The organism is Pseudomonas sp. CG7, assembly GCF_023701885.1.
GTDB lineage: Bacteria > Pseudomonadota > Gammaproteobacteria > Pseudomonadales > Pseudomonadaceae > Aquipseudomonas > Aquipseudomonas zanjanensis.
Genome location: NZ_JABAEE010000130.1, coordinates 1 through 11,353, shown reverse-complemented (window position 1 = coordinate 11,353; position 11,353 = coordinate 1). Strand labels below are relative to the sequence as shown.

Annotated in this window: 16 protein-coding genes; 7 read left to right on the top strand and 9 right to left on the bottom strand. The window is 53.3% G+C overall.

Annotated elements, in window-relative coordinates; translation table 11 throughout:
* Positions 1–190: 190 nt before the first annotated feature.
* Both dctA and HGO40_RS29245 read right to left on the bottom strand, forming a co-directional pair.
* Complete coding sequence (gene dctA, locus HGO40_RS29250) at positions 191–1,498, bottom strand: C4-dicarboxylate transporter DctA (RefSeq protein WP_250965882.1); 1,308 nt, start codon at positions 1,496–1,498, stop codon at positions 191–193.
* 101 nt (positions 1,499–1,599) lie between these two features.
* Positions 1,600–2,769 carry a mandelate racemase/muconate lactonizing enzyme family protein gene (locus tag HGO40_RS29245; protein ID WP_250965881.1) on the bottom strand — a complete coding sequence of 390 codons (1,170 nt, stop codon included), beginning with the start codon at positions 2,767–2,769 and terminating at the stop codon, positions 1,600–1,602.
* 99 nt (positions 2,770–2,868) lie between these two features.
* Here HGO40_RS29245 and HGO40_RS29240 point away from each other — a divergent pair, with 99 nt between their 5' ends.
* The 3 genes from HGO40_RS29240 (at position 2,869) to HGO40_RS29230 (ending at position 4,433) form a co-directional block, all read left to right on the top strand.
* Positions 2,869–3,747, top strand: coding sequence for a LysR family transcriptional regulator (locus tag HGO40_RS29240; protein ID WP_250965880.1), 879 nt, complete (start codon positions 2,869–2,871; stop codon positions 3,745–3,747).
* A 93-nt stretch (positions 3,748–3,840) separates the two neighbouring features.
* A complete protein-coding gene (locus HGO40_RS29235) occupies positions 3,841–4,119 on the top strand; it encodes a type II toxin-antitoxin system RelE/ParE family toxin (protein WP_207963374.1) in 279 nt (92 codons plus the stop codon).
* An 8-nt stretch (positions 4,120–4,127) separates the two neighbouring features.
* Positions 4,128–4,433: a HigA family addiction module antitoxin gene (locus tag HGO40_RS29230; RefSeq protein WP_250965879.1), complete on the top strand. Its 306-nt coding sequence runs from the start codon at positions 4,128–4,130 to the stop codon at positions 4,431–4,433.
* Positions 4,434–4,564: 131 nt separating this feature from the next.
* Here HGO40_RS29230 and HGO40_RS29225 read toward each other — a convergent pair whose 3' ends face one another.
* The gene (locus HGO40_RS29225; RefSeq protein ID WP_202894655.1) at positions 4,565–4,918 is read right to left on the bottom strand and encodes a winged helix-turn-helix transcriptional regulator; all 354 of its coding nucleotides are present in this window, start codon (positions 4,916–4,918) and stop codon (positions 4,565–4,567) included.
* A 102-nt stretch (positions 4,919–5,020) separates the two neighbouring features.
* Between HGO40_RS29225 and HGO40_RS29220 the strand changes: the two genes are divergently transcribed.
* The 4 genes from HGO40_RS29220 to HGO40_RS29205 all read left to right on the top strand — a co-directional run bounded on the left by HGO40_RS29220 (position 5,021) and on the right by HGO40_RS29205 (position 7,924).
* On the top strand, positions 5,021–5,767 hold the full coding sequence (locus tag HGO40_RS29220; protein WP_250965878.1) for an NADPH-dependent F420 reductase: 747 nt from the start codon (positions 5,021–5,023) through the stop codon (positions 5,765–5,767).
* Positions 5,768–6,174: 407 nt separating this feature from the next.
* Positions 6,175–6,447, top strand: coding sequence for a hypothetical protein (locus HGO40_RS29215; protein ID WP_064107062.1), 273 nt, complete (start codon positions 6,175–6,177; stop codon positions 6,445–6,447).
* A 209-nt stretch (positions 6,448–6,656) separates the two neighbouring features.
* Positions 6,657–7,289 carry a Fic family protein gene (locus tag HGO40_RS29210; RefSeq protein WP_250965877.1) on the top strand — a complete coding sequence of 211 codons (633 nt, stop codon included), beginning with the start codon at positions 6,657–6,659 and terminating at the stop codon, positions 7,287–7,289.
* Positions 7,290–7,486: 197 nt separating this feature from the next.
* Positions 7,487–7,924: a hypothetical protein gene (locus HGO40_RS29205; RefSeq protein ID WP_250965876.1), complete on the top strand. Its 438-nt coding sequence runs from the start codon at positions 7,487–7,489 to the stop codon at positions 7,922–7,924.
* A gap of 157 nt (positions 7,925–8,081) precedes the next feature.
* Here the strand turns inward: HGO40_RS29205 and HGO40_RS29200 are convergent, their stop codons facing one another.
* From HGO40_RS29200 to HGO40_RS29175, 6 genes are all read right to left on the bottom strand, one after another.
* Positions 8,082–8,525, bottom strand: coding sequence for a hypothetical protein (locus HGO40_RS29200; RefSeq protein WP_250965875.1), 444 nt, complete (start codon positions 8,523–8,525; stop codon positions 8,082–8,084).
* Positions 8,526–8,723: 198 nt separating this feature from the next.
* Positions 8,724–9,359 carry a hypothetical protein gene (locus HGO40_RS29195; RefSeq protein WP_250965874.1) on the bottom strand — a complete coding sequence of 212 codons (636 nt, stop codon included), beginning with the start codon at positions 9,357–9,359 and terminating at the stop codon, positions 8,724–8,726.
* A gap of 176 nt (positions 9,360–9,535) precedes the next feature.
* A complete protein-coding gene (locus HGO40_RS29190; protein WP_250965873.1) occupies positions 9,536–9,928 on the bottom strand; it encodes a hypothetical protein in 393 nt (130 codons plus the stop codon).
* A 144-nt stretch (positions 9,929–10,072) separates the two neighbouring features.
* Positions 10,073–10,393: an immunity 8 family protein gene (locus HGO40_RS29185; protein ID WP_353050742.1), complete on the bottom strand. Its 321-nt coding sequence runs from the start codon at positions 10,391–10,393 to the stop codon at positions 10,073–10,075.
* Between the two features lie 73 nt (positions 10,394–10,466).
* Positions 10,467–10,943: a PM0498 family protein gene (locus HGO40_RS29180; protein WP_250965871.1), complete on the bottom strand. Its 477-nt coding sequence runs from the start codon at positions 10,941–10,943 to the stop codon at positions 10,467–10,469.
* 13 nt (positions 10,944–10,956) lie between these two features.
* Positions 10,957–11,353 (bottom strand): hypothetical protein (locus HGO40_RS29175; protein WP_250965870.1); only part of this gene is annotated, 397 nt, incomplete at its 5' end.

Here is an 11,353-nt window from a genome sequence, read left to right as displayed (position 1 = left end):
TAGAGCTCAGACTCGATCTGACAGTTACCTGATTTCGGTCTTAAGTAATGCCAGTCGGTTAAATGGAATACCACGGGGTTACAGCCCGGCTTTATTTCGCTTGACTGACTGGCATTAGTCCAAGGATGTCTTTTTTGTGCCTGAAATCCAGGCAATCAAAGCTTCAGCGCGACCGGGCAAGCGATGCCAATCATTTCTGCGCAGCCAACGCCCTACGCGCCGCCTTTTCATTTTTCATGGCCGCGATTTCCCGCTCACAAGCATCCACATCGAAAGAATTGTCCCACTTGGCAATGGCGAGGGTGCCGATGCCATTGCCGATCAGGTTGGTCACCGCCCGCGCTTCGTTCAGGAAACGGTCAATACCCAGGAGCAGGACCAGGCCGACCAGCGGAATGGAGTGGATGGTGGTCAGCGTTGCCGCAAGGGTGACGAACCCGGCCCCCGCCACACCCGCCGAACCTTTCGAAGTCAGCAGGAAGACGCCCAACATAATCATCTGGTCCATAAACGTCAGCGGTGTGTTGGTGGCCTGGGCGATGAAGATCGCAGCCATGGTCAGATAGATGCAGGTGCCATCGGCATTGAAGGTGTAGCCCGTCGGCAGCACCATCCCTACTACCGACTTCTTGCAGCCCAGCTTTTCCAGCTTGACCATCATCCGCGGCAGCACAGCCTCGGTCGAGCAAGTCCCGAGGGTAATCAGAATTTCGTCCTTGAAGTAACGGAGAAACTGCAGCAGCGGCATGCCCGACCATCGAGCAACGGTGCCCAGCACGACCACAATGAACACCAGGGTGGTGACGTAGAGCGCTACCAGCAGTTGGCCGAGGGACAGTAGCGTACCGATGCCATACTTGCCGATCGTGAACGCCATGCCCGCGCCAGCGCCAATCGGAGCCAGCCGCATGACCATGGCCACAATCTTGAACAGCCCTTGCAGAAACAGATCGATGGTATTGATCAGCGGTTTGCTGGTCTCACCCATTTGAACCAGCGCCACCCCCATCAAGACAGAAAGCAGAATGACTTGCAGCATGACGCCGTTGGAAAACGCACCGACAAAGGTTGGCGGGATGATATTCATGAAGAAATCAACGGTGCCGCCCTGGGCAGAAGCGGCCTGGCTGTACTTGGCGATAGCACTGCCATCGAGTGTCTCGACATGGATGTTCATCCCCACGCCGGGCTTGGCGATGTTGACCACGACAAGGCCGATCACCAGCGCGATGGTTGAAAGAATCTCGAAATAGATCAGCGATTTTACGCCGATTCTTCCAACCTCTTTGATGTTGCCCATCTTGGCAATACCGACCACCACGGTGCCAAAAATGATCGGGGCCAACAGCATTTTGATCAGCCTGATAAAACCATCGGCAAAGGGTTGAAGCTCGGCGCCGAACTGCGGTTCGAAGTGACCAATTGCGGCGCCGACCACGATGCCGATCAGGACCTGCACATACAGCTGGCTATACCAGCGGGACTTGGAGATTTCCACGGGAGCACCTCATTTTATTGTTGTGATGGGCGTGTGGTGCGGCGTCAGTGGGTGACGCCTGATAACGGCGGCCTCAGGCGAAGAGGCCGCCGTTCGGGCTATCAACCCTCGCCCAGTTCGCGCATGACGGCGTACAAGGCGGACTTGGCTTCGAAGCCGACGCCTGGAATATCCGGCAGCGCCACATAGCTGTTTTCGACGCGAATCCCGTCAGCAAAACCGCCAAACGGCTGGAACACATCCGGGTAGGATTCGTTACCACCCAGGTGCAGGCCCGCGGCGATATTCAGGGACATCTGATGGCCCCCGTGGGGAACGACACGACGCGAAGACCAGCCCATGTCTTCCATCACTTCCAGGGTGCGCATGTACTCGACCAGACCGTAGGACAGCGCGCAGTCGAACTGGACGTAGTCACGATCGGAACGCATGCCGCCATGGCGCAGCAGGTTGCGGGCGTCTTGATGGGAAAACAGGTTTTCACCGGTAGCCATCGGCAGGTCGTAGTGCTTGGCCAACTCAGCCTGCAAGGCGTAGTCGAGAGGATCGCCGGCTTCTTCGTACCAGAACAGGTTGTAGGGTTTCAAAGCCTCTGCATAAGCAATGGCCGTGTCTTGGTCAAAGCGACCGTTGGCATCCACTGCCAGGCGACGCCCGTCACCGACCACCTTGAGTACCGATTCGATGCGACGAATATCGTCAGCCAGAGGCGCCGCGCCGATCTTCATCTTGACCACGTCGTAACCGCGATCCAGATAGCTGCGCATTTCGTCCTGAAGCTTGGCGTCGTCCTTGCCTGGGTAGTAATAACCACCAGCGGCGTAGACCCAGACCTTGTCGTCGGCCACGCCGCTGCGGTAACGGTCAGCCAGGAGGCGATACAACGGCTTGCCTTCGATCTTGGCGACGGCGTCCCAGACAGCCATGTCGATGGTGCCCACGGCCACCGAACGTTCACCATGGCCACCGGGTTTTTCGTTGGTCATCAGGGTTTTCCAGATGGCGAACGGATCGAGGTTATTGTGCTCTTTATCGATCAGCGACTCAGGGTCGGCTTCGGTGATGCGCGCCAGGAAGCGGTCACGCATCAAAGCGCCTTGGCCATAACGACCGTTGGAGTTGAAACCGTAGCCGATGACCGGTTTACCCTCGCGAATCACATCCGTGACGACAGCGACGACCGAGCAAGTCATTTTGGAAAAATCGATGTAGGCGTTGGCAATTGGCGAGGCAATGGAAACGGTTTTTTCACGGATGTCGACGATACGCATGACGAGGTCCTCTTGTTGTTGATGGCCCCACGTTATGCTTTGCGATGACACCCGCCCAATGCTAATAATGCCGCGCCCCATGCACAGGAGGCATTGCCCTTGGAACTCGTTTGGCTAGAAGATTTTTCGGCGCTGGCTGAGTACGGCAGCTTTGTACGTGCCGCTGAAGCACGCCACGTGACCCAACCGGCCTTCAGTCGCAGAGTCCGCGCATTGGAAAATTGGATGGGTGTCGAACTGTTCGTTCGCACGCCACAAGGCGCCACGCTGACCGAGGCGGGGAAGCAGATTTTGCCAAGCGCCCAAGAGACGGCCAGGCGCTTGTACCGAATGCGCAGCGAAGCCCAGGAAGTGGCGGGCATGGCGATCAAGACGCTGCAATTCGCGGCCACCCATTCGCTGTCGTTCACGTTTTTCCCAAGATGGCTGCGGAGCACGGAAAACGGCGCCCCCATCGAGGCGGTACGACTGCATTCCGATAGCATGGCGGCCTGTGAGCAAATGCTGATTCAAGGCCACGTGCAGTTCCTGCTTTGCCATCGTCATCCGGATGTTCCACCGCTGTTGGCCCCTGATCAGTTCATCGGTAAAAAAGTGGGCGGGGATGTGCTCGTTCCGCTGGCGAGCGCTTCTGCGAACTTTGGCAATGCCCCCGCATCGCTGCCCTACTTGGCGTATACCCAGGAGTCCGGTCTGGGACGCATCGTCGCTCATCGACTTCAGGGCAAGGAAGAGTTCCTGCACCTCAAGCCGCTGTTCAGCAGCCACCTCGCAGCGGTGCTCATGTCCATGGCGCTGGAAAACAAAGGGGTGGCCTGGCTGCCAAGAAGCCTGACCGAACAGGAAGTCGCCGACGGACGTCTTGTGCGGGCGCTCGATGAAAGCTGGGATATCCCGTTGGACATTCATCTCACTCGCCCAACGGGTGCCATTAGCCCATCGGCGGAGGAGTTTTGGGCGAAATTGAGGGAGTGCTGAAACCGTCTCTCCGACATAAGGCTCCAGCAAGCGGTTGAGTATCTCAGCAAACGATGTAGACTCGCCTTAACGAATAACGTTAAGCATTAAGAGATGATCAGAAGCTTCAGATGCGCCGATACCCAAACCCTTTTTGAAACAGGCAGAACCCGACACTGGTCAGCCATCCTTTCAGTGGTGGAGCGTAAGCTCGGCATGCTCGATGCGGCAGTCGATCTCAACGATCTACGCTCACCGCCTGGAAACAGGCTGGAGCAGTTGTATGGCGACAGGGAAGGCCAACACAGTATCCGGATCAACGGTCAGTACCGCATCTGTTTTGTCTGGGGCGCCAACGGCCCCGAAAACGTAGAAATCGTAGATTATCACTGAGGTGAGTCATGTTTAAGAATGGCATGAGGCCCGTACACCCTGGAGAAATTCTCAAGGAAGAGTACCTGGAACCGCTTGGCCTGACGGCTGCTGCGCTTGCAAGGGCTTTGCACGTGTCTGCCCCCACCGTAAATGACATCGTATTGATGCGCCGTAGCGTCAGTGCGGATGTGGCTTTGCGCCTGGCAGCTGCATTGGACACGTCGGCGCAGTTTTGGCTGAATTTGCAGACTGCGTATGATTTACGTACAGCCGAAATTGCAAAAGGGGAGCAAATTTATAAAGAAGTAGAGAAAATTCCTCACTGCGCATAGCGTTTACAAAAAGGCATTTAGTGATTATCGCAAGTGCCTTTTTTGTGCTTGGAGAATTGGTTCCCCCTAATGCGACGAAACATAAACAGACGGCTCAGCAGGCGTCGGGCCATTGCGCTTCGACGGTCATGTCAGGTGTGATCGCGCCTCATCTCTGCCCACTCGATCAACGCCTGGATCGACGGCCCCAGTGCATGTCCCATGGGCGTGAGCTTGTACTCCACTTTAGGTGGCACTTGTGGGTACACCGTCCGCTGCACAATGCCGTCCTTTTCCAACTGTTTTAGCTGTTGGATCAGCATCTTCTGGTTGATCCCTTCTATCAATTTCTCCAGATCCGAGAAACGCAGCGCGCCCTTCGCCGCGAAAAGCTGGCACAAGATAATGATCTTCCACTTCCCTTCCAGTACGCGAAGCGTTTCGGTTGTTGCCTCGGCCCATTTCCGACGATTTTGCGGATCGCCGCAATCCCATTCCCGTTCCATTTCTTCCTCGATGGTGAGTTACACACCTTTTGGTAGGTACTTACCATTATCACACCAGCCTCCTAGAATCGGTGCAAGACAAATGACTCAGGAGGCTTAGCCATGAAAATCGGCATCATCGGAACCGGTAACATCGGAGGCACCCTTGCTCGCAAATTCAAGGCTGCCGGTCACGATATACGTGTTGCGAACTCTCGTGGCATCAACGGCGTTCGCGCATTCGCCGAAGAGATTGGAGCCAAACCGGTGGACATTCGCGGCGCAGTCGATGGCGCGGATGTGATCGTGCTATCCATACCGCTACCGGCGGTGAGCGCGCTGCCTGCTGATCTGTTTGCCGCTGTACCCGACAGCGTCCCGGTGGTGGACACGAGTAACTACTACCCTGGCCTACGTGACCCCAACATTGCTGAAATTGATCAAGGGATGACGGAAAGCGTTTGGGTTTCGAAGCAGGTTGGGCGACCTGTCATCAAGGCCTTCAACAATATTCTGGCCTATACCTTGGCGGAGTTGGGCAGTGCCCAAGGCACGCCAGGTCGCTTGGCAGCAGCAGTGGCCGGCGACGATCCCAAGGCTAAGGAAACGGTGATGTCCCTGGTCAACCAAGCGGGCTTTGATCCGGTCGACGGAGGTTCCCTGGAAGAGTCCTGGAGACAACAACCGTGTACGCCAGGCTATTGCTGTGACTACGACGCCGAGACGCTGCGCGACGCACTATTGGCCGCGTCCAAAGGGCAAGCCGCTGCGAAGCGAGACGAGTTTCCTAAACACTTCGAGCGGCTCGGGCCCAACCCTAGCCATGCCGATATTGTCGCGATGAACCGCTCCTTCAACGCACTGGATTGACGCAGTCCCAGGCTAATGCCTGTCAGTTAAATGGACACGCGGGCAAACATACAAACCGTGGCGAGGGAGCTTGCTCCCGCTGGGCCGGTCCGACGCTTCGGGCGAAGCCGCCCCACAATTTTGCGGTCGCTGCGCAACCGAGCGGGAGCAAGCTCCCTCGCCACAGTTCTCTCTCTAGCCATGACAATGCGTCGAATGGACGGCTGGCTCAAACTCGTTGATATCTGTAAACCAAATGTAGGGAAATGCAGCCGCAGAAAGGGCCAAAGCTCCTACATGAAGCTCGGAAAGCGGCGTCTTGTGGTGCTTGAGCGGAGCGGCCTATAGTTCCTCGTCGCCCCAATGGCGACTCGGGTTTGGCGACCCGGCAACGAGGTAGCTCCTTTCAACTGAATGAGGTCCTACCAATGAATCGATACATGCCCATCACCGGCATCGACTGCACCCCCGCTACCCTGCTGATCGACACCGAAGCCCCGCTTGATGTCCTCTTCGAAACCGCTGACTACCGCATCCGCACCGTGACCCAACTGCTGGAAAACATCGCGTTCCGTTCGGAGATCAGTTCCGACACGCTGGTGCTTTCCGATTTTTGCAAAATGCTAACGATCGCGTTGCGCGACGGGTGTGATGTGATGGATGTGATTGGCAGACGATTGCGGGCGCAGGCGGCGGAGTAAGTGATGACGGGCGCCTATGGCCATAACGTAGCCCCCACCGTCGGGAGCGACTACATCTATCTACTCCGATGAGCTGTGGCGCAGTTCGTCAAGAACTGCGCCACAATCGCGCCAAAATCTTCTCAAACAGCGCCAACACACTCATGCCTTCGACCACCGACATATAACAGTATCCTGGCATCCAGGAGTGGGCGAGCCTCTCAGAGCTCTTGGCCTGGCACCCTGAAATTTCCCGGCGAACGGCGCAGCGCATCCTTGCAAACCTGGCCGAAAGCAGCCAAATCACTGCACAGGGAGAAGGCAGGGCACGGCGTTATTTCGCAATAGGACACCCGGCTGAGACCCACACCCCGCCCTATTTTCAGCCTTTTGCCGACATCAATAAACGCTCCTCTCGACTGGCAGCGAATCTCCCCTTGTTCCGAGCCAACCTTTGTCCGCTGACCTTTCTGTATGTACCGGAGCAGGCCTACAGCCGAGCCACATTGGGCGTGTACGAAATGACCCGGGTAGAGCTGCTTCGCGACCTGTACATCTGGGCCTACGAACGCTCAACACTGGAATATCTGGCAATCAAGCAAGACCTTGCGGAGCCGGACCCTTTACGCCTGGCATGGCGAGACCTCATCAAGAAGACCATTCGGGAAATCGTCACTCACCCAGAGCTTGACCCGTTGTTCTGTATTCAACACTCGGTAGCGGAATATGTTTCAGAAAGGGAGCAGCCGGAAGTGCAAGCACTGATCGTCGAAGAACTCCGTCGACTGCACGAAGGGGTGCTCGCACGCTATGGATTACGGCCGTCAGAGTTCAAGTCCTGGAAGTCGCTCCATGGCCACTGATGGGAGATCACTGAGGTGATATTTGCCCTCTGCGTCGTCGCGTTGAACGCCACCATCGGTGTACTCATCAAAGTGTTGATGAACACCTTCACGATAGACAAGCTGACGGCCCTTGGGCCAGTCACTTATCCAGCCACACGGCCATCCACCTCTTTAAATAGATGGAAAATATCCCCTTTTCAGATGGAGCATGAGTTTTGTACAAGAAATTTACAGGGATCGTTTTTCTGCTATTGAGCGGCTGCTCACTGCATCCGTATACCAAGGACGAACTGCTGAACACTGGCGTAACCAGCCCCGAGTACTGCCTGACGCAAGAGCGGGCGGTGGTCGAAGAGCGGGTGCAAGGCTACCTGAACCACTGCTTTCACCCACAAGTGACCGAGCTCACGACGGGTGGGAGACTCGTCAATACCATCCAATTGAAAGTCGACAGCAATGCCGACAGAAGCGACATGGTGCTATGGGCACCAACGATCTACGGCAGCCAGTTCTATATGAACGTGATCGTCTCGGAAAAGAACCCCGCTTGCAAAACCACCATGACTGCCGTGGCCTCAGGCTGGGGATTTGGACGAAATTTTCCGAAGATCCTGGAAAGCGCGAATGGGGGAGACCCGTGGTGTCCGCTGTAACCACAAAAAAAGGGGATAGCAAAATAAAACTGCGCCATGGGAGAGCGATCAACAATCCGGCTTCTGTGGCGAGGGAGCTTGCTCCCGCTGGGCTGCGAAGCAACCCTCGCTATTCATCGCCAACCGACAGAGAGCAAACGCCCTTTCCACGATAAAACTATTGGACCGCCTGCCCGGCTGATCCAGAAGGCGTCGTTGTGACGGCCGGCTCTATAACTTTCGCCGAAAGACCTGTCTCGACATCACGAACTTCGTAATACCACCATTTCATCGACGAAATGCCATAAAGCCCATAGGTACGGCCACCGACCAAATCCACGGTCATTTCAATTGGACGTGAGTATCCAGTTCCAATAGCGTACTTAACGGAAAGTTTATGCTTTCCTGCGCCGAGTCGATACTCGGTTTGGCGGGCTAGCCAATATAGCGACGTATCGTCATCGATCTTGTCTATCGACAAATGCTTGTCGAACTGCCGAATTGTCGCGACCTCGGCCCAGGGTTTTCCTTCTGCGCTTTTATGTTCGTAATGAATGCATCCGGTCAGGGTGAAGCAGAATAAAGTCATCGCTACAAAGCGTAAAACAACGTCGTGTCGCATCAATGGCCCTCCAAGGCGCTTTTTTCATCTCGACTCAGCAAAACAATGGGAAAAGCGGACAGCTTATTTATAAACAGAGCAAAAACCAACAAGCTAACCCCCTCTGCGCTCACAAAATAAATCTGCCCCTTTTCACCACACCTCTTTCACCAAGCAGTTCGTTCGCTTTCTGACCCACAGTAATTACAAGGAACCGTTTTAATGCAACAACACACTTATTTGCTCCAGCAAACCAACAGATATGAATCCCCGCTCCCCGTCATCAAACTCACCTACTTTTTTAAACAGCAAACCTTGCTTTTCAGAGAGCAAATAATGAAAACTCAAATCATCCTCTACATCCCCCGCCCACCCCTTATCAAGAGCAATTTGAACATCAAAACCCTTAGGGAGCGCAGCCACATATGAACAACGCTCTGCCTCAAGTACACTGGCGACGGTTTCAATAGACAGTTTCGACAGGCGCAATGCACCAAAAAACTTGATTTTTCCTTCCGCCTCGACAATGTACTCTTGCGAATGACTGCCGCCTACAACCTCATACCCCCTAGACTTCAATGCTCCCCACAACTTCCGATGGCGCACAATCCGAGTATCTGGCTGCCAAGCCGAACTACCCATAAAAAACCACAGATCGTAATCAGGAAACTTTTTTTCAATCAACCCATATAAATAATTCAATACTAAGGATACGGAATCGCTTGACGCCCCCGCAGTCAAAAAGCTTGCCACCGAGAGCAACCCGCCTTCCCGCTTCCTCGCACAGCGAGTGTTAAACACCTCATTACTTACTAACAAGTCAGGTGCAATCGTAACTTTAATATCAGCAGTCATAATGATTCCCGATTTCATCATTAAAGTGGGAGCCGCGATTTGGGGATTTCCAACACTAAAAGGAAAGGGGATAGATCTATTTATAAACCGAGCAAAATCAATAAGCCCGCTCCCTCTGCGCCTCACAAAATAGATCTGCGCCCTTTTTTCACGAAGGATGGAGATCTATTTGCAAATTAAACCACTACAATATCACCAGAATCCAAATAAATTGAATAGGCCTCATACCCACCTTCGCTATCAGCCTCAACGGCGATCGTGTCGCCAGAATGGAATGTTATCTCCAACCCCGCGCCTTCAGTCTCTTTAACCGACACGACGTCTTGCAGTAAAAAGTCCAATAAAGGCGCACTCGTATACGAGTCAGAAAACTCTCGCCGCCCTAAGGTGCCGCCGACCTTATACGTCAACCCTCCCTCTATACAGAAAGAGACTTTATAAGGAGATACACCAGGGGCCGCTTGCGGACGTGCAAAGTCCAACTTGGTGATTGCCACCCCAAAACTTACCATTTCCAAGTAGCATTCGGTCAATAGAAAAAAATCAAAATCATCTGGCAATGCGTACATACGCCACCTAGAAACATAGGACAGTTTTATTTACGAACCAAGCAAGACCAATAAGCCTGCCCCGCTATATTGTTACAAACCAAATCCGTCCTCTTATAGAGTTGTCAGGTGGACGTCAGTCTAGAAGAGAATGACCCGCCTCACTCATGCCCCTCCATCTTCGTAGGCCTCAAACTCCCAAAAGCCCAATCTTGATACTTTTTTTGAAACCTCGTTCCAGTTTGCACCTGAACAACTCAGCAAAAATTTCTCAATAGCGAGAACGATTTTTTGATAATTGTACTCACGAACGACAAGGTGATGCACTCCTATAAGAACCTCATCTACTCCAAGATTTTTTTCAATCCACTTCGGAGTGCAAACCTCAATATCAAATGATTCCTCACCATCCCCACCTGCTGGGCCAATCATCGCTTGAAGGAGGAAACCAAAACAATCCGCAGGAAAGGGGACAGATCTATTTATAAACCAAGAAAAGCAATGAGCCCGACCCTCTGCGCCTCACAAAACAAACCTGCCTCCCTTTTTTCTTCTTTCGCTACTTTTCGCCACATACAAACCAGTCAAAAAGCAGCTCCTTAGACTTGTAGTCTTGGGCAGAATCAACCAACAAAATCGACTCCTCATACTTCTCAAGATCACTTCCAACCCAAGACTCGCCATCTCGCAAAAAATGAAATTTTACAACCGATCCAAATTCATCACTTGAGATTATCGATTGAAACACCCCGCCATACCTCCTGCGCGCCCACTCCCCGAACACCGAACGAACGAAAAGGATCGCATTAAAGAGATAATCTGATTCCGCAAAGTCATCTATATGAATTGAATTTACAAAACACTCCCATCCAGTGCGGTCCAAAAAATCAGACTCGGCCGCATTGGTGCTTTTACTAGCTAGAGCAGAGAGAAGAAAGCACCCACCATTTTCAATAATGCCCGCTGCAGCAATATCAGCCAAAGAAGAAGGAAGTTGGCGTTCAACCCGATCAACTCCCGCCAGTTCCTTTTTCATTTTCCCATTCTTGTTAATGATGACTCCCCCCCAAATATTTTGACATACCTTTTTCGATAGCTTGCGAAAATCTTGAGCTTTTCAAAAGTTGGTTTACTGATTTTGGCGCATCGGGAAATGACTTGGTTTGAGGATCATAAAGATATTTATTCCCTTTATTATCCTGATAGTGGAGCTGGCCTGGACGCTGGCCAGGATTAGGGTTCTCTACATCCAAACGCTCTTTACCATCACCCTTCCAGATTGTCTTACTTGCAGTTTGAACACCTTGGGCGCCCACCATCCCATTTTTTTTATCGTTTCCTACAACCCCAACCTTAACCCCGGTTGTACCACCCTTACCCCCAGCCGTCGACGAGAACAGCCCCCGATCCGGACTCAATCCATCCGCCGCAAGCTCCGTCAGTAAC